This window comes from Solwaraspora sp. WMMD1047, assembly GCF_029626155.1.
Taxonomy (GTDB): Bacteria; Actinomycetota; Actinomycetes; order Mycobacteriales; family Micromonosporaceae; genus WMMD1047.
Genome location: NZ_JARUBL010000001.1, coordinates 7,200,541 through 7,220,217 on the forward strand (window position 1 = coordinate 7,200,541; position 19,677 = coordinate 7,220,217).

Genomic DNA, 19,677 nt, shown 5'->3' on the forward strand with positions numbered 1-19,677 from the left:
CCTGCCAGTTTCCTTCTCTGGTGCTGCCGGTTTCCTGGCTGGTTCTGGCTGGTCAGCGCCTTTTGTAGCGGGCCTCGGCGCGGGCGGCGAGTCGCTCCGCGCCGGCCGCCCCGGCCGCGCCGGCGGCCAGCAGGGCCACGCCGGGGATCAACCGGGACATGTACCGCAGGGCGAGCCAGCCGCCCGCCTGCACCGCCAGCGGTACGCCCAGCCGCGAACCGGCGCCGGCGAAGTCGCGCAGCGCAGGAGAGCCGTCCGTAGGTTCCCGGCGGGCGAGCGAGAGCGCGCGGCGGGCGCTGTCGTCGTCCGGGTGGATCTCGGTGAGCACCAGCAGGTCGACGGCGCGCTCCGGGTCGGCCGGGTCGATCCCGTAGGCGGCGGCCAGGTGCAGCACCAGACCGGCCCGGGTCCAGATCAGGGTGGCGAGGCCGGCCAGTGGCGCGAACAGGCCGGCCGCCGCGGACGCCGCCCCACCCGTCCCGGCGAGTCGGACATATCGCCGGGTGGCCAGCCGGGCCAGCCCGTCGGCGGACGCACCCGGATAGCTCTCCCGCAGCCGGTCTGCCCAATCCGCGGCGCCGGGACCCAGGACGTCGACGGCGGACAACGCCAGCAGCTCGGGCAGTTGCTCGGGATGATCGAGAAGCTGGGGCAGTACGTCGGTGAAGGCTTTCGCGGGTAGCGGGTGGTGGCGCACCGGCTCGGGGGCGGGTACCGGGTCGGGCAACGCCCGGCGGGATGCGGCGCTCGCTCGCTTCGTGACCGTGGCCTGGGCCGTGGATTCAGCAGCCTTGACTGGGGCGGTCTTCGGGGTCGCGGCCTTGGCCGGGCTGGCCTTGGCCGTCGCGGCCTTGGCCGGGCTGGCCTTGGCCGGGGTGGCCTTGGCCGGGGTGGCCTTGGCCGGGGTGGCCTTGGCCGGGGTGGCCTTGGCCGTCGCGGCCTTGGCCGGGCTGGATTTGGCCGTCGCGGCCTTCTTGGCGGCGGTCCGTTTGCGCGGAGTCGCTTTGGCGGGAGGGCCCTCGACCGCCGGCTTCCTCGGGTCGGGGCTCGTCTCGGTCGTTGGCTCGGCCGCGGCCGGTTCGCTCCGCGCCGCCGCCGCCGCGCCGTCGGCGGCGCGCCGGGACCGGCGTTGCCGTGGCGCGCTCTCGGCGGATTCGGCGCCCTTGATCGGCGGGTTCGGCGCTGGTGGGCCTACGGCGGGGGTGTCGGCCTGCTCGGCGGGAGGTTGAAAGAGGACCGCCGGCGCCTTCCGGGGCCGGGATCGGGGAGCCGGCGCCTGCGGCGACCGGTCCGTCTCGGGCGGGGTGAAAGCCGCCTTCGCCCCGCGCTGACGGTTCGGTGGCGGGTCCCCAGCTTGGTCCCGCGACGGCTGCTCCTCCATGTGACGGAAGCCTAGTCCCGATGCGCCCGCTGTTCACCCTGGTAGAAGTGGATCATCAGGTCCGGGAGGAGGGAACCGGCGCTCCGGGCGACGGGTGGCCGCTTTGCCCCGGACCGCCGGACACCTGTATTCTCGGTCGGCGGTGGTCTGCTGGCCACCCGGGAGACTTCGCCTAGTCTGGTCTATGGCGCCGCACTGCTAATGCGGTTGGGGTCTTAAAGCCCCTCCCGGGTTCGAATCCCGGAGTCTCCGCGCGAAGGTCGGTGTGTAGACTGGCCGAGCACTGCGCCCGTAGCTCAATGGATAGAGCATCTGACTACGGATCAGAAGGTTAGGGGTTCGAGTCCCTTCGGGCGCGCAAGATCATCAGGGGTCTGACCTGCCGGACTGGCAGGCAGGCTCCTCGCTTGTCTCGTCCCTTGTGGATGGTTGGGTGCTCGGTGGGTGCTCGTGCGACGAGCGTCCCTCGCGTCCCGGCCAGTCCGGCGGTGACCTGTCCCGTCCAGGTGGGTCTTGATCATGGAGTGCCCTGCCTGCACGCAAGCCCAAATAGTGGGATGGCGCTCTGTGAGTGAGTCGCTGCTCTCCATGGTCAACCTTTCGTTTAATGAGGTCGTGCGGTGTCGAACGAGCGGACGGCACATTCAGGCAAGGCTGCTCGGTCTCAGCGGCAAGGACGTCGCCGTGGTCGGTGGTCCGTCGTAAAGATTGCCAATCGGCGCCAGCTCGGCTCGCCGGTGGCCTCAACGATTTCTGTAGCGGGTAGGTGGGCACCGATTTCTGTAGCGGGTAGGTGGGCACCGATCAGGGCGATGTAGTCGGCGACCGCGCGGGTGTCCGTGGTGGGGTCCGTGGCCGCGTCGGGTAGACGGCCGTCGGCTTGGACGAGAAGGTTCTTCGCGGCGTGGAGACGGGCGTCGGTCGAGCCGGCACCGACCTCGGCCAGGCGACGGTGGGCTTGAGCGAGTGACTCGGCCGCATCAGCCACCGCGGCGCGGCATCGGCGCGGGCGCTCCAGTCCGGCGGTCAGCGCCGCGACGACACCGGCAACACCGGTCATCGCGGCAGCGGCGACGGGTGCTCGGTGCGGTTCGCGCTGTCTCGGCGGCGGGGATCGCTGGTCCTCGGCGCCGTTGGCGGGCATTTAGTTGGTGTCGGGTTGGGGTTCAGGTGTCGTTGCCGGCGCGGTTTACGCTTTGACTGTCGGTGTCAGCATCGAAGCTTCTGGTGATCATGGGGTGGGTGGGTGTCTGGTCGGCGGGTTGCCTGGGCCGCGGGTGTCGGGGTGGTGTTGGCCGCCGTGAACAGTGCCGTGATCAACCGGTTGCAGGGTGGTTGGCAGTGGTGGGTTGCGGCCGGGGTGTTGACGCTGGTGGGCGCGGTTCTGGCGGGCTGGTTGGCGGGGGACGCGGCTAGGGCTTATCGGCCTGTCGGTGCTGGTGCGGTGGTGGCGGGCCGGGATATCGGTGGCCGGGTCCGGACGGATGGGTCCGCAACTGGTGGTGGTTCGTTGACGTGGGGGGCTGGAGTCGGTTCGGGTGCGGTGGTGGCGGGTCGGGACATCACCGAGGGAGCGGACGTCGACACGACTGGTAGCGGGTCGTGGTGGTCGCGTCGGCGGGGATCGGGTCGGTAGCGGGTGGGCTCGGGTTGGCAGCTGGCGCCGGGTGCGGTGGTGGCGGGTCGGGATATCACCGGGTCGGTGCATACCGGGCCGATGTATGTGCAGGTCACGGTTGGTCGGTTCGATCGGCTGCATGATGCGATCTTCGATCCGGCGCCGTTGTCCGAGCAGTTGGATCTTGCCCGGTTTCAGGGCCGTGCCGGGTTGATCGCCGGGATTGATGAGCGGATCGCGTCCACTGACCGCGGGTATGTGGTGGTGCGGGGCGAGGCCGGGGTGGGCAAGAGCGCGTTGGCGGCGCATCTGGTGTGGACCCGTCCGTGTGCGTATCACTTCACGCGGTTGGATGGCGGGGCGCGTGATCCGGTGGAGGCGCGTAAGAGTCTGGCCGCGCAGTTGATCGGGGCGTGGGATCTGGCGGGGCGGTTTACCCCGGGGGATGTGTTCCCGGTGGCGGCGCAGCGGCCGGACTGGCTGGCGAAGGTGATCCGGGCGGCGGTGGCGGCCCGCGACGAGCGGTTCGCCCCGGCTGAGCGTCGGCCGTTGGTGCTGGTCGTCGACGGGTTGGACGAGGCCGGCCCGGATCCCGCGGGCATGGGCACCGGGATCCCGCTCGGCCTGCCGGCGCCGGACTCGCTACCGGCGGGGGCGTACATCGTGGCGACCAGCCGTTACGGTCTTCCGCTGGTCGCGTTGCGGGATCCGTTGCGGGTCGGCTGGTCGCAGATCGAGGTGGAGGGCGCCGACAACCTGGCCGACATGGCCGCCTACCTGCACGCCGCGACCACCGGCCCCACCCCGGACCCGGCCCTGACCCGCGTGCTGGCCGAGCACCGGGTGCCCGCGGCGGTGTTCGTCGCGACGCTGCTGGATCGCTGCCGCGGAGTGTGGATCTATCTGCGGTACGTTCTGGACGAGATCCGCGCTGGCCTGCGCCCGCCCAATGATGTCGCGTGCCTGCCGGACGGGCTGCGCGGCTACTACGAACTACAGATCCAGCACCGGTGGGCGGTACTTCCCGACTGGCGGCGGCTGCATCTGCCCGCCCTGGCCGTGCTCGCCGCCCTCGGCCGCCCGATCAGTGGCGCCGACCTCGCGACGGTGCTGAACAGAGCGGGTGACGTCGGCGACCTGATAGCGTGGCTGGACGGGCCCGCCCGGGCGTTCCTCGACGTGACCACCGGCCCGGACCGCCACCGCCGGTACCAGGTCCGCCACCAGAGCCTGCGCGATCTGTTCACCACGACACCCGCCAGCGGTGAAGAACCTGTCGACGCCGGGCTGACCGACCAGTTGCACACCGCCGGGCGCGCCGCGCACCGGGCGGTCACGACCTGGCTGACCCCGCCGGTCGACGCGGGCACCGGCCGGCGCGACTGGTCCGGTATCGACGACTACACCCGGCTGCGGCTGCCGGCACACGCTGCCGCCGCCGGGATGCTCGACGACCTCATGTCCGATCCCGGCTTCCTCCTGGCCGTCCCGCCCGGCCAGATCCTGGCGCACCGACACACCCTCACCACCCGCGACGCTGCTACCGCAGCCGCGGCTGTAGAAAGCGCCATCACCAGCGGCTGGACCGGCTGGCCTGACCCGCAACGGGCCTGGTGGTTGCACGTTTGGGCCCGCAAGACCCGATCAACCCGCCTGGCTGACGCGCTCGCCGCCGACCACCCCGAGTGGCCCTGGCATGTGCAAACCGCTATCTGGTCGGGCACCACTCACCGCATCCTCACCGGCCACACCAGCGGGGTGCAGGCGGTGGCAGTGTTGCCCGGCCCGGACGGCCGACACCACATCATCTCCGCCAGCGACGATGGGACCGTGCGGGTCTGGGACCCCGACACCGGCAACCAGCTCACCGAACTCACCGGCCACACCGGCTGGGTGCGGGCGGTGGCGGTGCTGCCCGGCCCGGACGGCCGGCACCACATCATCTCCGCCAGCGACGACAAGACGGTACGGGTCTGGGACCCCGACACCGGCAACCAACTAACCGAACTCACCAACTCGGTGTGGGCGGTGGCGGTGCTGCCCGGCCCGGACGGCCGGCACCACATCATCTCCGCCAGCGACGACAAGACGGTACGGGTCTGGGACCCCGACACCGGCAACCAACTCACCGAACTCACCGGCCACACCAGTTGGGTGTGGGCGGTGGCGGTGCTGCCACGCGCGGACGGCCGGCACCACATCATCTCCGCCAGCGACGACAAGACGGTACGGGTCTGGAACCCCGACACCGGCAACCAACTAACCGAACTCACCGGCCACACGAACTCGGTGTTGGCGGTGGCGGTGCTGCCCGGCCCGGACGGCCGGCACCACATCATCTCCGCCAGCGACGATGAGACGGTACGGGTCTGGGACCCCGACACCGGCAACCAGCTCACCGAACTCACCGGCCACACCGGCTGGGTGCGGGCGGTAGCGGCGTTGCCACGCGCGGACGGCCGGCACCACATCATCTCCGCCAGCGACGATGGGACCGTGCGGGTCTGGAACCCCGACACCGGCAACCAACTCACCGAACTCACCGGCCACACCAGCTGGGTGCGGGCGGTAGCGGTGCTGCCACGCGCGGACGGCCGGCACCACATCATCTCCGCCAGCGACGATGGGACCGTGCGGGTCTGGAACCCCGACACCGGCAACCAACTCACCGAACTCACCGGCCACACCAGCTCGGTGTTGGCGGTAGCGGTGCTGCCACGCGCGGACGGCCGGCACCACATCATCTCCGCCAGCGACGATGAGACCGTGCGGGTCTGGAACCCCGACACCGGCAACCAATTAACCGAACTCACCGGCCACACCAGCTGGGTGTGGGCGGTAACGGCGTTGCCCGGGCCGAACGGCATGTACCGGGTCGTGACCGGCGGCAACGACCGTTGCATGATGGTCTTGGCGCCGAGCGCCGGACAACCCACCTAGAACTCCCGCCCCTCCCAGACGGGCGCCAGATCTCAACAGCCGAGCCATGTGGGATCTCTGGTTGTGTCGGCGTCCTGCGGCAAGCCTTCCTGCCGTCCCGGTTCGGAGGGCGCTTGTCTGGGCCGCTGATGCCGAAGGACGGCGTCCTGTCGACGGGGTCGGGCATGTGGAGCAGACGCCAGGGACTGCCGTGCGCGGTAACCGGGCGTACCGAGGTCGACGCACTTTAGGCGGAGGCGGAGCCAGCACCGCTCCTCAACGTCGCCTCCCACCTGACCTCACCCACGACGACCACCGGCCCCCTCGAAGTCCTTCTCCCCAGCCCTCTGATCATCGACTCGCGACGATGTTCGTGGGTTTGGGCTCTCCCCTCGGTGGGGGCCGGATAGCTCTGTCGTCGGCCAGCTCACCGCTCCCGCACGGTGACGGGTGTCGGAGGCGGGACGCACCTTGTCCGCGGCAGATGTGTGCGCTCGGACGACAAACCCGGGGACGTCGTGCCGCGCGAGCCAGTCGTCATCTGTCATGATCATGTAATTATGGGGTCAGTACAATTCTTCCGAAGACCTCACCAGCCTCCATCTTCTGGTGCGCCAGCGCGGCGTGCTCCAGCGGCAGCACGTCGTGTACCACCGTTTGGAGCTGGTTGCGACCTGCGGCAGCGAACTGCTCCTCCCTCACCGCACGTCGAGCGGGCTCGGCTACCGTCGCGGCGCTGAAGGTGGCGAAGGACATCGACTTCTGGAAGGCGGCCATCAACCTCGTGCCGAAGTCTGCCGGCGGCTGGCCCCCGACGGCGCCGACAACCACAAGTCGACCCTCAGGTTTAAGCCTGTCGAAGAACGAAGGCATGCCTTTACCTGCTACCACGTCGATGATGAGGTCGTAGCCCGTGGGCCCGTCTGGCCCTCCTTCGCCGAAGCGGTCCAGCACGTGGGTCGCGCCGAGGTCGCGCAATCGACGACCACGCTCAGTGGAGGAGGTGGTGACTGCCACAGCGCTGGCACCACCGAGCGCCGCGAGTTGGACCGTCATGACCCCGATGCTGCCGGCCGCGCCGCGTACCAGCACGGCCTCGCCCGACGAGAAGTGAGCGTGGGAGAGACCGAAGTGGGCCACGACTCCGGCGCTTCCGAGCGTCACGGCGTCGACGGCAGAGAGGCCCGCTGGGAGGGGCACGACTTCTCCGATCGGCGCGATCGCCTGCTCGACATAGCCGCCGCCCGTGCCGGTGAACGCCCACACGCGCTGCCCGACCCATGCGGGGTCGACGCCCTCGCCCACCGCGGTCACCGTCCCGGCCACCTCGCCGCCCGGAATATAACCCTTTCGATAGCCGTAGGCAGCGAGAGCACCGCTTCGGATCATGACATCGACGCCTCCGACGCCAATCGCCTCACTGGCGACCAGTACCTGTCCCTGAGCGGGAACCGGGCCGGGGATGTCGATGACTGCCAGCCCTTCGGGACCCCCGAACTCGTTGATCGCGACTGCCTTCACTTCATTCCTCTTCGTGAGCTAAGTCAAAGCCGCCGTAAGCGACCCCTGGCTGCTCCGGACGGTAGCGGACGCCGGCGTCCGGTTAGCTAAAATGAGAGAGTGCTCGATCGTTTGCCTCAGAACCTGCGCTCGGACGCGCTAGACAATCGTGAGCGGATCCTCGCCGCGGCTCGGGTGGTGTTCGCCGCTGAAGGCCTAGACGTGCCGATGCGCGAGATAGCCCGGCGCGCCGGGGTCGGCCCCGCGACCCTCTACCGTCACTTCCCCACTAGGCAGGCGCTGGCCACTGAGGCCCTCGCAGAGCAGATGTACGCGTGCCACGCCGTCGTCGAGGAAGGGCTCGCCGACCCTGATCCGTGGCACGGCTTGTGCATCGTGATCGAAAAACTCTTCGAGCTGCACGCCAGAAGCCGGGGGTTCACCACCGCATTCACCTCGGCCTTCCCGCACGCACTGGATCTCGCCGCGATACGCGCGCAGGCGCTCACCTCGCTCGCCGAGCTCACGCGCCGCGCCAAGGACACCGGCCACCTGCGGTCCGATTTCGTCCTGGACGACCTTATCCTCATGTTGATGGCCAACGGCGGCCTGCATAGCACATCGACAAACGCCCGGGTTGCTGCCTCCGGCCGCTTCGCCGCGCTCGCGATTCGAGCGTTCCGTGCTTGATCGGCACTCGCCGCGACCTATGGTTCGATCGGATGCTCTCAGGAAGGCGATTTGAGGTCTATGGTCCCCGCGTCGTGGCCGTTAGCGCTTTCATCGGCATGATCGGACGCCGCGTGGCAGCAGTACGCCGCCATGCTCCGTGACCCCCGCGCGTAGCCGGCCGCCGCGCGTGCACTGGCCGGGTAGCGACGGCGCATTGCTGCGCCGCCGCCCCCTCAGAGTGAAGTGGGCCGCCGGCGAGGTGCCCATGGTGTGGGTCCTTTTCCGTCGGCCTCTTCCCGAACCGTGCTGGTCGGTTTCCCTGACACACGGCTCTCCAGTGGTCAGTTCCGGGTGGATGTGCGTGTCCGACCGGCGTGGATGTCCTCGTGGCAGTTCCGGCAGATCACGAGGGTCTTGCGGCGCCGTTTGGCCATGAGGTGCACCCATGCGGGCTTGTCGGGCCGATCTCGGCGGTTGAGGTCGGCGAGTTTGCGCAGGTGATGGACTTCCAACCTGTCGGTGGACTCGCAGAGCTCGCACCGTCCGGCCAGCAGCCGGTGGATCAGTTCGTTGCGGTTGGCGCTGGCCATGATCGGTGACATATCGGTCAGGAGCGCTGCGCGTTGGCGGCGGAGCGGTATCCCACCGAAACGGGCGACCAGTGGCTTCCTGCCCCGGTCCCGGGGGACGGTGACCTGGAAACAGGTCCGTAGCCCGTCAGGGGTGCCGATGACCGTCTTGTACTTGCGGGCCATCTTCGTGACGGTGGACCGGTGTTTGCCCGCGAGGGTCTTGAGCATGGAGGTCTCCATGACCCAGCGCAGGTTATCCAGGCGGAACACATCCTGGGCGAGGAGGTAGTACTGGACCAGGCCCCGGTACTCGGCCTGGTACTTCGCGACGATGGTGAAGTCGTCGTCGTGAAGCAGCGCACCGCGTTGGGCGGGTTTGCCTTCGCGCAGGTAGTTCGCGCATCGCTGCCTGATGACGTCGCGGGGCACGAACAGCCCGATCGCCCCGTTGGCCGCTCGGCGGCCGCGAGTGATCTTCGTGTCCGAGTGTTGCGTCTTGATCTCGTAGCCGAGGAACCGCGCCGCCTGGCTGGTGGCGTGGGTGATCAACGTCTTGGATGGCGAGAGTTCCAGCTTGAGTTCCTCGCGCAGGAACGTCGCGATCCGCGTCTTGATCTGTTCGGCTTCGTGCCGCGGTCCGGCGAACCCCAGCAGCCAGTCGTCGGCGTAACGCACATACCGAAGTCGTCGATAGCCCGGATCGTTGGGGTCCTGGCTCGGTATCCGGCGGCGGCGCTGCCTGAGCAGCCGGACCGCAGCACGGTCACCGTGGCGTTTGGCCTTCGCGATCTGGTCGACGACGACTTGGTAGGCGCGGTGACGCCGACGCCGGACGCCTTGATGGTATTCAGGCAGCAGAGTCTGCTCGACGAACCGGTCCAACCGGTCCAGGTAGATGTTCGACAAGACCGGTGACGCCACTCCGCCCTGCGGCGCACCGCTGAGCGTGGCGTGCCACCGCCAGTCTTGCAGGTACCCGGCCGTGAGCATGTTGGACACCAACCGCAGGAACCGGCCGTCATGGATCTTCTCCGCCAGGATCGAGCCCATGACCTGGTGATCAAGAGACCCGAAGCAGTCGGAGATGTCGCCCTCGATGAACCAGTGCGTTCCCTTCCAGACCTCGACTACCTCACTCAACGCCGTGTGGCAGCCCCGGACCGGACGGAAGCCGTGGGACCGGTCGGAGAACTGGACGTCGTAGTACGCCTCCAACAGCAGGCGCACCACCTCAGCGACCAGTTTGTCCGACCACGTCGGCAGGCCCAGCGGGCGCGATCTCCCGTTGCTCCTCGGGATATGCACACGCTTGACCGGCCGCCATCGGTAGCGCTCACGACGTAGCACGTCGATGATCGCCTCGATCTTGGCCAGGGACATGCCGTCCACGGTCTCCGGCGTGACCCCGGGCGTCATCGACCCCTTGTTGGCGTAGATGCGCCCGTAGGCCAGCAGGAACAACTGCGGATTGAACAGTTGCCGATACAGCCTCTCGATCGGCAGGCCACGCCTGCCGCGTTCCCGGATGACGCCCAGCACCGTTGCGGCGTTCCGCATCACGCGTACCTCCCATCGCTGGACGTCGTGATCACCTGTGCCCCTTCGCCCTGCGGTCCGGCTTTCCCGGCCTCCCTGGCGGGTCGTGACTCCCGCGACTACTACGGGCACTCCGTCGCCGTAGGACTCGCGTCCCGTAGGCGATCCCGTGGTACGTCTTCGTCATACGTGTCGAGCCCGACGTAGGCCGCCCACTCATCCCCTCACCCGCCCTCGTTGGGCGGTGTCCCGCGCCGTGGAGGTTGCATCGACCTCCGGGTTCATGCCGACGCACGACGCGGCATCGGTTTCAAGCGTCATTCCGATGGATGCGCACATTCATCACTGGGGATTGGGCTTCAAGCAATCCAGCCTTGGCCATATCAGGCGGGTCCCGTGACGCGTCACCCTGGACGCCTCCAGACGACCGTCACGCTTCCGGCATGCTCTTGTCCCCTCGCGCTTTCGCGGTGCAGGTAAGCCGGCAGACCCAGGAACATCCCTCCAGTTCCTCCCCGCTGCGCGGGGGATACAACGAAGCGCCTCACGGCGCACACCGGACGTGCACGTTTCCATGCATCCGGCTCAAGCAAGCCCTATGGGTTGCTGGTGTGCAGAGTGCTGGTCTGCCGCTTGCCGGTGGTCCGGCGGTGGCAGTGTGTATGGAGCAGACGGAGTTGCGGATCGTGTGTGCTGCCGTCCTGTCGTAGGCTGATGGCGTTGTGGTCCATCGCTTTACGCAGGCCGCGATACCACTGTTCCCACTCGCGTGGGGTTTGTGGCGGGCGGTCGGCGTGCAGGAGGAATTGCCCGCAGATGGTGCATCGGCCCTGTTGGCTGTCGAGCAGCCGTTGGGTGGTGCGGTCGACTGGGGGTTGCATCCTCGGGCGTCGCCGTCGGGTGTGCCAGTAGTCGGCCAGTGCCGGGTCGTCGGGCGACGCGGTGCCGGTGACCAGCTGGTGTCGCACGATCCTGGTCCAGGCGAACCGTTGCAGGTAGGCGCCGCTGTCGCGGTCGCCGAAGACCCACCGGTCTTGCCGGGACTTGTTGAACATGCCGAAGTAGCGGGTCACGACCCAGCTCGTCGGCTTGTTCGGGTGTGTGTGCCTGGCCCATTTGTAGACCAGTTTCCACAGGTAGTGATCCAGCGAGTTGAAGATCTCTTTGGATACCACCGTCCGGTAGTAGGCCGCCCAGCCTCGGATGATCGGGTTGAGGCGGGCGATCACCGCGGCGGCGTTGCTGCCGCGCAGTGCGCGCACTTCGGTGCGTAGCCGTTTCCGGATCCGTCTGACCGCCGTCTTGCTCGGTTTGATCAGTAGCAGGCCGTGGTAGCGGCGGACGTTGAACCCGAGGAAGTCGTAGCCGTCGTCGAGGTCGACCACGCGGGTCTTGTCCTCGTTGAAGGCCAAACCTCTCGGCGTCAGCCACGCGGCCAGCCGGGCCTTGATCTGGATCGCTTCATCCCTGGTGTGGCATAAAGCAACGAAGTCGTCGGCGTATCTGATCAGCATCGGGCTGTCGCGGGCCGTGGCCACACCGTCTGATCCGACGATGCGGTAACGGACCCCGGCGGCGTGCTCCATCCCATGCAGCGCGACGTTCAACAACAACGGGCTGACCACTCCGCCCTGAGGGGTTCCCTCCTCGGTCGGGGTGAACAAGCCTTGGTCGATCACCCCGGCCGTCAGCCAGCCCTGGATCTGTTCCCTGGCCGGGAACCCGCCGAGCTGGCCGAGTAGGTGGTGGTGATCGATGCGGTCGAACGCCGCTTTCAGGTCCGCGTCCAGCACCCACCGCCGGGCCGGGTTCGGCCCCTTGACGGTGGCGAAGATCGCCTGGACCGCGTCCTGACAGCTGCGTCCGGGCCGAAAACCGTACGATCTCGGCTCGAACCGGGCTTCCCATTCCGGCTCCAACGCGGCCGCTACCCGAGCCTGCAAGACCCGGTCGACGACCACAGGGATGCCCAGCGGACGGCGCTTGCCGTCCGCCTTCGGGATATACACCCGTTTGACGGGCCGGGCCAGCCACGGCCGCTGCCGACGGTGGATCTGCCCCGCCAACTCGGCCTTGGCCTCAGCGCCCAGGACGATCCTGCCGTCCACCCCAGCCGTCAAACGTCCAGCGTTGACCTCGGTGACCCGCCGAACCGCCAGCAGCGTGTTCGACCGGGACCGCAGTATCAACTTCTGCAGGTTCCGGACCCGTTTCAGGTCACCCACCTGCGACGCCGTGAAGATCCTCTGCCGCAAGCGCCGTACGTTCTGCTCCTGGGCACGCCAATCCACGGCGTCCCAGTCGAACAGTTCGTCCTGCGGTCCGTTCACCACCGCGACCAAGGTCACGGCGGCGCCTAACTTGTCCGCAGGTTCCCGCGTCGTCGTCATCGTCTCCGCACAGGCTCACCTGACCCGCGTCAGCCCGCTTTCACGGCCGGGCACCAAGCCCGGTATCCGGCCAGTTATCCACCACATCCGCCAGGAGGAGACGGAGTTCCGTCGTCGTGGTTTCCTGTCGCCTCTCGGCCACCGGCGTTCGCTTCTCGGGTCATCCCGATCCCGCCAGGGAGTTGGGCCTTCCTCACGGTCGGCTTACCGCCACCATCACCGATGGCGGACCCCGTCGGGGTTTCCACGTTCCACACTCACGAGTCACGACCGGGTTGGGTGCCTTCTCTACCCCGGGGACGGCGGTGCTCACCCTGGACCGGATGCCGTGCCCGGCCAGCGCCTGCCGCATCACAACGGCCTGTCCCTACACTCCGCTACCACAACCCACCACGGAGCCACTATTCACGAGGCATCAACGAAGGTTCACGCGATTCACCCGTCCGGTCTGCCCCTCACCCGTGACCCCCGGATGGGACAGAGGTCCTTCGGCTTTCCCCTCGGGCTTCGCACCCTGCCGTTACCAGCAACGCACGCCAAGGGCGGGGCCAGGCATCGAGCACAGGCCCGGGACTACACCACCGACATCACGTCGGCCCTCCTAACTGCGAGTCCACTCGCAAAGTGCGGCCTCGTGTCGCAACGGCATGAGAGTGCATTGAGCCGATCTTGGTAGGCATCCTTCAGCAGCGAGGCGTGATGACGCGGCTGCCGTCAGGTCGCCGATAGGTCGTCCATCGTCAGTGGCTGGTCTGCTAGACCTGCGGCCTTGAGAGACAAGATCGCGGCGTCCACGTCCATGGCGTAGAGAACGACGGCGAGTTCGTTTCGTGCTCGTGAGACGCAGACATACAGGAGTCGCCGGCTCCGATCGACGGTGGTGTCCTTGCCGCTGGCCTTGTTACGACGATCGGTGTCGGAAAGCTCAGCGAGTCCGAGAAGCTTGTCGTAGGAGTGGGCTGGCAGTGTTCCTTCGGAGTCGTCGAGCAGGACAATGACGTTCGGGTACGCCGACGGTCGCCGACAGCTCGGTGGGTGGCCCGCTTGTGCGGAGTCCTCTTCGGACTCCCGCTGTTCCTGCGAGTTTCGCTGCGCGCCCGGCTGCCACTCGTGATCGCGGCTGGTGCACCGCCGCTGGCCGCGTTGCTCCTCACCGACGACCTCGTGCCGGCTGCGGGTCTCGTGGCGCTGGCCTCGTTCCTCTGGGGGCCGTTCTACGCGCTCGAGCGCTCGCAGTTCCAGCGCGGCGTTCCGGGTGAGGTACGCGGACAGGTCACCGGTGCTCGTACTGCCGTGGGGACCTCGTCGCACAGCTGGGATCGAGGGCTCGCGTGGCGACTCCGGCCGAGGCCGCGGCCGCGGGTGCCATCGTCGTGGTGACCATCCCCGTGCGGGCCTACCGCCAGGTGCCGGCCGAGCCGTTGCGCGGCAAGGTCGTCATCGACACGCTCAACTACGACCCGGTCCGCCAGGGCAGCGTCCCGGAGATCGAAACGGTGACACTCCGCCCCATCTGCTGCTTCAGACACACCTGAAGGACTCGTCCGTCGTCAAGGCGTTCAGCACCGTGTACTTCAAGCACCTGCCCGAACTCGCCCGCCCGGCCGGAGCGGCGTCCAACTTGTCCTTCGGTCCCGCCTCGTCGTCATCGTCTCTCTGACGGGCTCACCTGACCCGCGTCAGCCTGCCCCCGCAGCCGGGCACCCAGGCCCGGTGTCCGGCCAGTTATCCAGGAACCGCTGGTAGGAGAGCCAGCACACGGTCTCCGGTTTCCTGCCGCCATTCGGCCACCGGCATTCGCTTCTCGTGTCATCCTGTTCCCGCCCGGGAGTTGGGCCTTCCTCACGGTCAGCTTACCGCCGCCGTCACCGGCGACGGACCCCGTCAGGGTTACCACGTTCCACACTCACGAGATACGACCGGGTTGGGTGCCCTCTCTACCCCGGGGACCAGCGGTGCTTCCCTGACCGGATGCCGTGCCCGGCCAGCGCCTGCCGCTCTCAGCGGCCGTTCTGTTCCTGGAAGTCGACGATGGCTTCGCCGTTGTCTCGGGCCCAGTCGGTCAGGACCTTGATCGGCTCGACCAAAGTCTGCCCGAGTTGGGTGAGGCTGTACTCGACGCGTGGGGGCGCCTCGGCGTAGGCGTGGCGTTCGACCAGGCCGTATGCCTGCAGGCGGCGCAGGGTCTGGGTGAGGACCTTGTGGGAGATGCCACCGATAAGTTGGGCCAGGTCGCCGGGGCGCCGGGGTTGCAGGCTGAGTGCGAACAGCACGATCACCGTCCACTTCTCGGCGATGATCTCGACGGCCAGGCGGGTGGGGCAGTCGGCGAGGAAGACCTGGCCGGGGGCGTTGTGCACAAGGTCAAAAGGTACCAGCGGGTTCCTATCGGCTCCGTAGCGTTTCCCGGTAAAGCCCGTCAGGAGCACAAGGAGCCATCCATGCCACGAGTAGTCGTGTTCGACGAGACCGGCGGTCCGGACGTTCTGCGCGTCGTCGACGAGCCGGTCGTCGAGCCCGCAGCCGGCGAGGTACGCGTACGGATCGAGGCCTTCGCCGTCAACCCCCTCGACCAGATGGTCCGGGCCGGGCAGTCCCCGCGGCCCGTGCAGTTGCCGCACGCGCGGCTGGGCGTCGAGGGGACCGGTGTGATCGACGCGCTCGGGTCCGGGGTGACCGGGCTGGCCGTGGGCGACCCGGTCATCCTCGGTGCGATACCCGACTTCGAGACGAGAGGCGCGTACGCTGAGTACACCACGCTACTGGCCGACCGGGTGGTGCCACGGCCCCCGGGGCTGGAGCCCGTCCGTGCGGCGGCGCTCTGGGTGTCGTACTCCACCGCCTACGGCGCGCTGGTGGAGAAAGCCGGGATGCGGCCCGGGGACCAAGTCCTGATCACCGCAGCGTCGGGCGGTGTCGGGCGGGCCGCGATCCAGATCGCCAACCAGATCGGCGCCTTTCCGATCGCGGTCACCCGGCACAGTGCCAAGGTGGAGAGCCTGTTGGTCGCCGGAGCCGCCGCGGTGATCGCCACCGACCGGGAGGACATCGGGGAGGCCACCCGGCGGCACACCGGTGGGGTGGGCGCCGACATCATCCTGGACGCCGTCATGGGGCCGGGCCTGGCCGAACTGTCGCTGGCCGCGAAGCTCGGCGGCACCTTGGCCACGGTGGGCTGGCTGGACCCGCAGCCGGCGTCGTTCCCGACGAATCCGTCGCTGACCATCTATCGCTACATGAGTTTCGCGGACATGGTCGACCCGGTGACCGCCCGGCGCGTCGCCGCGTTCCTGGCCGCCGGTGTCCGCGCCGGCGTGCTGCAGCCGGCGGTGGACCGGGTGTTCGCGTTGGACGACATCATTGAGGCGCACCGGTACCTGGCGAAGGGAACGCCGGCGGGCAAGATCGTGGTGACGCCGTAATCGTCGGCGAGGCGCCGTAGGCGCCAGCCTGTTCGTCGGCCTGGCCGGCGCCACCTGAGGTCCGAGTTCGCCGCCAACTTCGACGGCCTCGAACTGGTTCCGCCCTGCGTGGTGCCGGCCGGCGACGTGAAAGGTCCCGGACGGCTTGTTGGGTATCGGGGCCGGAGCCCTTCGTCCGCGCGTACGTGGCTGCGGCGATCCACCGGTTACCCGAGGGTGCGCAGACTGCGGGACCCGTCACCGTCGCCAAGTCACCCGGAACGTTCGCTGCTGCGCTCGCCGCGGAGCGGGAACTCCCAGCGATCTGGTTGACGCCGCTTCTGCACATCGAGTCCATCGCCGAAGCAACCACCCGTAATCCGGTGCCAGCGCTGCTCGTCGGCGGAACACGTGACCGAAGCTGGGTTTCTCGGCTGGCTGCGGCGACGAGCAAGACGATCATCATGATCGAGGGCGGCGGTCACGGATTGCGGCCACCGGGACCGCCGTGGGCATACACGGACGCCCTCGGCACCGTTGACACGGCGACGGAGGGAATTCTCTTCAAGATCTCCTGAGCCAGGCTCCAGGACGGCCACGACGGCCACGACGGCCACGACGGCCATGATCGGGTGCGCTGTATTAGGCACGACCGGACGCCGCCCGACCCCGAGGCTGATCACGAAGCGTGACGGTGCCGGCTCGGTGGTGGCGCACGGGTGGCGGCAAATGAGTGATCCGACTGCTACAGCGGTGGAATAGCTGAGGCATCGGGCGTGGTTTGACGAAGTCTGATTGACCGTGTCAAGTGGTGATGGGGGGTGCTTGCGGCGGCTGCCGTACTGGTGCTGGCAGTTTCGTTCGGTCAGTGCTCTCGAAGAACATCCGCAGCTCAGGGTACCAAGGCCGAGGTGTCCGGAGCACCTCATTGAGGATGGGTTGCTCCAACGACGCGATCACGCTAGCTGGCCAGCAGTCACGGTGAACACGTTCGGGGATCTTGCGGGTGTGCTGGAGTCCAAGTTCGTGCACGTCGGCGATCATTTCAGCGATCAGCACAGCCTCTGTGCGGTTCGGGTCGCTGAGTGGGCACGGTTTGCCGGCCAGAAAGTACGGCCGGAGGTGAGGTTGATCGATCAGCACCTTGAGGACCTCGTGGTAGAACTGCATCACACCGACGTGAGAGTTGTAGGTTGCAGCGGCGTTGGCCACCTTCACCTGCTGCGTCAGTTGCATAGTTTGCCAAGCGAGGATCAGCACCGAAAAGATGACACCGAATACGCCTACGATCGCAGAAGCATTAGCAAGGGACACAGTGACTCCAGGGATTGAAGACAACGCGTACCCTCCTGGATACAAGGCCGTGTCAAGTGGGTTACGACAGACGCGCGGTCCAGGCACTCGCAATACCCAGTTGCAAACACTCTTGACTGGATACAGCGGCTAAACCCTTGAACTCCGGCGTGAACGCCCGAGGCGGCCGGCATGGCTTCTTCCCCATGCATTCCATGACCGGTCAAGGCCCGGATCCGCTTGTCCGCCTCGTCCAGCAGCGCGGCGGCACGGGTGAGCATGCCGTGCACCAACCCGGCAGACGGTTACGGCGTTCGCGGCGGCTCGACAGGGCGGCTGCTGGCGTTGTAGGAGTTCTTGGCGGCGACCACGGCAGCCTGGATGTGCTCGGGGTCGACGCCGTGTACGTTGAGCGGCGGATGCACACGCCGGACAAGTTCGGCCTCGATGGTCGCCGGCTCCGCGTCCTCCGCCCAGGTCAACCGCAGGTGTGCGGACATCCACGCGGTCAGCCGGGCCTCATCCTCAGGGACCAGGACAACACGATCGGTCCTGGTTGTCCGGTAGCCCTCGGACACAAGAAGCCCGACCAATGTCCGGCGCAGAGTCGAGCTGCCCGAACGCCTCAGATGGTTGCGCAGGATCCGGCCCCGCAGGTTGGTCGCCCGTCCGAGATACAGCAGCCGCAGCGACGGGACGCTCCCATTGGGTGGCCCGGGGAGGTCGGGAAAGATCGACGGAGCAGCCCACCAGGCGTAGACACCGCCGCTTCGGCTGAGCCGCTTGCCGGCGACATCGAGTCCCACCGGCACGTCGAAGAGCAGCCGCAGGACCTCCTCGACCCGGGTGCCACCGGTTGGGACGTCCTCGGGTCGCGGTTCGGGGATGGTCATCGAGACCATCGTAGGCGTCCCGGACAGATCGTGGCCGCGGCTGCGCGGTCGCCTGCTGCGCCCCGCAAGACTCGGCAGTGCCGCGATCGACGGCCACGGATACTGACAAACCGAACAGAAAACCGCGCACTATGCGGCAAATCCGGACATCCGCCACCTCGCGTGTCCGCACGATATTCCAGACAGTTTGCGCAGCATCAACCAAGCAGACGATAGATGAGCTCGCCGAAGTGTGTCACTGTCACTTGCGTGAGGAGAAATGCGGAATCCAGCACAGAAGACCACTCCCGCCCGGCCAGCGAACTAGCACCTCTGAGGATTATCAAGCTGCGCACGGTCTATTACGGAGCGGCGACAATCGCGATAGTCACCGCCGCCGTAATCATTTGGCTCTGGCGCGAGGCTGGCAACTCTCCGCAACTGCGAATTGATGCGGTACGAACCGGTTTCACTGTAGGATTTGGTGCCGGCGGAGCCCTCGCCTTGATATTGGCGGCCCGCCGCCAATGGCTTCAGGAAAGGAGCCAGGATCACCAGGAGCGAGCCAAGCTGCTAGATCATCAGCATCTCGAACGGGTGGCGTCAGCAACAGAACACGATACGCGGTCTCGACGGATTACCGAACTGTATTCAAAGTCCCTGGACCAACTGGGATCCGAAAAGGCCGTGGTCCGTTTGGGTGGATTATACGCGCTGGAGCGCCTAGCCGCCGAAAACCCGCCTCACCGTCAAATGATCGTAAATGTAATCTGTGCGTATCTTAGAATGCCATTTGACTATATTCTGGATCCAAGCGTTAGCCAGGATGAACTGGCCGTTCGGCTTGCAGCTCAGCGCATCCTGGAGAAGAACCTCTACTCGGGCGGCGCCGTATCGCAGTCCACGGGACCCACCTACGACAGCCAGCGGAAAGAGATCGATATAGATCTCTCGGGCGCTAGCCTCGTGGACTTTTATTTCGTCCATTGTCGCGTTGGCCGGGCCATGTTTGACCGTTCGCATTTCTTTGGAAATCGGACACTTTTTACGGGGACAGAATTTGAACAGGCATGGTTCCAGGATGCGACGTTTCATTGCCCTACCTTCATAGAAGATGCCGCTACTTCTGATATTTTCCTGAATGGCGCATGCTTCGAAGACGACTTTTGCTTCAATCGATCAGTGGTTCGTCGCGGCGCCTGGGTGCATGGCGCAAAGTTCTTGAAAAACTCTTACCTGGTGGAAGCAAAATTCGATGGAAAAGCTGATTTTGCAGAATCAAAATTCGAGGGCGACGTCAGCTTCGATGGGGCAAGATTTTCTCAGCCCAGTCGCTTCTCTGGTGCAACGTTTCGTGCAGCTACGTCATTTGACGATGTAGACCTTGCCGCATTGGTAGATTTAGCATTTGACAAGAAAATCGTCCGGAGGCAAACTGAAAGTCCGCTCCTGACACGTTTCGATAAAAAGACAGATCCGAACGGCTAGGTGGATTTCTTCCCCCTAGAAAATGACGTCGGATG

General features: G+C 67.0%; 13 protein-coding genes, 2 tRNA genes and 1 pseudogene. 8 read left to right on the forward strand and 8 right to left on the reverse strand.

Annotation, left to right across the window (positions count from 1 at the left end):
• Nucleotides 1-52 precede the first annotated feature (52 nt).
• Nucleotides 53-1,381: a hypothetical protein gene (locus O7627_RS32950; RefSeq protein ID WP_278097327.1), complete on the reverse strand. Its 1,329-nt coding sequence runs from the start codon at nucleotides 1,379-1,381 to the stop codon at nucleotides 53-55.
• 161 nt (nucleotides 1,382-1,542) lie between these two features.
• On the opposite strand from O7627_RS32950, the gene O7627_RS32955 reads away from it, so the two are divergent.
• The 3 genes from O7627_RS32955 to O7627_RS32965 all read left to right on the forward strand — a co-directional run bounded on the left by O7627_RS32955 (nucleotide 1,543) and on the right by O7627_RS32965 (nucleotide 5,939).
• Nucleotides 1,543-1,633: transfer RNA gene (locus tag O7627_RS32955), tRNA-Ser, on the forward strand.
• 33 nt (nucleotides 1,634-1,666) lie between these two features.
• Nucleotides 1,667-1,739 (forward strand) — tRNA-Arg (locus O7627_RS32960).
• Between the two features lie 1,359 nt (nucleotides 1,740-3,098).
• Nucleotides 3,099-5,939, forward strand: coding sequence for a hypothetical protein (locus tag O7627_RS32965; protein ID WP_278097328.1), 2,841 nt, complete (start codon nucleotides 3,099-3,101; stop codon nucleotides 5,937-5,939).
• Between the two features lie 537 nt (nucleotides 5,940-6,476).
• Here O7627_RS32965 and O7627_RS32970 read toward each other — a convergent pair.
• Nucleotides 6,477-7,439, reverse strand: a complete 963-nt coding sequence (locus O7627_RS32970; RefSeq protein WP_278097329.1) for a zinc-dependent alcohol dehydrogenase family protein — start codon at nucleotides 7,437-7,439, stop codon at nucleotides 6,477-6,479.
• Nucleotides 7,440-7,538: 99 nt separating this feature from the next.
• Here O7627_RS32970 and O7627_RS32975 point away from each other — a divergent pair, with 99 nt between their 5' ends.
• Complete coding sequence (locus O7627_RS32975; protein WP_278097330.1) at nucleotides 7,539-8,108, forward strand: TetR/AcrR family transcriptional regulator; 570 nt, start codon at nucleotides 7,539-7,541, stop codon at nucleotides 8,106-8,108.
• Nucleotides 8,109-8,431: 323 nt separating this feature from the next.
• On the opposite strand, the gene O7627_RS32980 is transcribed toward O7627_RS32975, so the two are convergent.
• The 3 genes from O7627_RS32980 to O7627_RS32990 all read right to left on the reverse strand — a co-directional run bounded on the left by O7627_RS32980 (nucleotide 8,432) and on the right by O7627_RS32990 (nucleotide 13,899).
• Complete coding sequence (locus O7627_RS32980) at nucleotides 8,432-10,219, reverse strand: reverse transcriptase/maturase family protein (RefSeq protein WP_278097331.1); 1,788 nt, start codon at nucleotides 10,217-10,219, stop codon at nucleotides 8,432-8,434.
• A 575-nt stretch (nucleotides 10,220-10,794) separates the two neighbouring features.
• Nucleotides 10,795-12,588, reverse strand: a complete 1,794-nt coding sequence (ltrA, locus tag O7627_RS32985; RefSeq protein WP_278097332.1) for a group II intron reverse transcriptase/maturase — start codon at nucleotides 12,586-12,588, stop codon at nucleotides 10,795-10,797.
• Nucleotides 12,589-13,302: 714 nt separating this feature from the next.
• Nucleotides 13,303-13,899: a hypothetical protein gene (locus O7627_RS32990; RefSeq protein WP_278097333.1), complete on the reverse strand. Its 597-nt coding sequence runs from the start codon at nucleotides 13,897-13,899 to the stop codon at nucleotides 13,303-13,305.
• Between the two features lie 20 nt (nucleotides 13,900-13,919).
• Here O7627_RS32990 and O7627_RS32995 point away from each other — a divergent pair, with 20 nt between their 5' ends.
• Nucleotides 13,920-14,123, forward strand: a complete 204-nt coding sequence (locus tag O7627_RS32995) for an NAD(P)-binding domain-containing protein (RefSeq protein ID WP_278097334.1) — start codon at nucleotides 13,920-13,922, stop codon at nucleotides 14,121-14,123.
• Nucleotides 14,124-14,588: 465 nt separating this feature from the next.
• On the opposite strand, the gene O7627_RS33000 is transcribed toward O7627_RS32995, so the two are convergent.
• Entirely contained in the window at nucleotides 14,589-14,948 is a 360-nt protein-coding gene (locus O7627_RS33000) for a helix-turn-helix domain-containing protein (RefSeq protein WP_278097335.1), read from the reverse strand.
• 81 nt (nucleotides 14,949-15,029) lie between these two features.
• Here O7627_RS33000 and O7627_RS33005 point away from each other — a divergent pair, with 81 nt between their 5' ends.
• Entirely contained in the window at nucleotides 15,030-16,010 is a 981-nt protein-coding gene (locus O7627_RS33005) for a zinc-dependent alcohol dehydrogenase family protein (RefSeq protein ID WP_278097336.1), read from the forward strand.
• Nucleotides 16,011-16,143: 133 nt separating this feature from the next.
• Nucleotides 16,144-16,567, forward strand: a pseudogene (locus O7627_RS33010) (alpha/beta hydrolase); the annotation flags it as partial.
• Between the two features lie 226 nt (nucleotides 16,568-16,793).
• Here the strand turns inward: O7627_RS33010 and O7627_RS33015 are convergent.
• Complete coding sequence (locus O7627_RS33015; RefSeq protein ID WP_278097337.1) at nucleotides 16,794-17,249, reverse strand: hypothetical protein; 456 nt, start codon at nucleotides 17,247-17,249, stop codon at nucleotides 16,794-16,796.
• Nucleotides 17,250-17,587: 338 nt separating this feature from the next.
• Nucleotides 17,588-18,175 carry a GIY-YIG nuclease family protein gene (locus tag O7627_RS33020; RefSeq protein WP_278097338.1) on the reverse strand — a complete coding sequence of 196 codons (588 nt, stop codon included), beginning with the start codon at nucleotides 18,173-18,175 and terminating at the stop codon, nucleotides 17,588-17,590.
• Nucleotides 18,176-18,424: 249 nt separating this feature from the next.
• On the opposite strand from O7627_RS33020, the gene O7627_RS33025 reads away from it, so the two are divergent.
• On the forward strand, nucleotides 18,425-19,642 hold the full coding sequence (locus O7627_RS33025; protein WP_278097339.1) for a pentapeptide repeat-containing protein: 1,218 nt from the start codon (nucleotides 18,425-18,427) through the stop codon (nucleotides 19,640-19,642).
• The last annotated feature ends 35 nt before the right edge of the window (nucleotides 19,643-19,677 follow it).